Source organism: Halomonas sp. SIMBA_159 (assembly GCF_046536035.1).
Lineage (GTDB): Bacteria > Pseudomonadota > Gammaproteobacteria > Pseudomonadales > Halomonadaceae > Vreelandella > Vreelandella venusta_A.
Genome location: NZ_JAWJBT010001836.1, coordinates 1 through 229, shown reverse-complemented (window position 1 = coordinate 229; position 229 = coordinate 1). Strand labels below are relative to the sequence as shown.

1 protein-coding gene is annotated in these 229 nt (G+C 45.4%); it reads left to right on the top strand.

All coding sequences use genetic code 11. The features are described from left to right. Positions 1–229: isochorismatase family protein (locus tag R0J87_RS25540; protein WP_498889812.1), on the top strand; the 229-nt coding region annotated here is incomplete at both ends.

Here is a 229-nt window from a genome sequence, read left to right as displayed (position 1 = left end):
CATCACAAAGGTGTCACCACTGTCATTATTGGCGGTCTCGCAACGGATTACTGCGTTAAAACAACAGCCTTGCAACTTCAGGCAACCAAATCCTTTAAAGTCATTGTCAATTTATCTGCGTGCCGGGGCATTTCACCTGACCACCATTGCAGAGAGTTGCAATCAAATGAAATCCGCGGGAATTCTGCTGGCAAGCAATTTAGACGATGTAAAGCGGTTATGCTTTGCT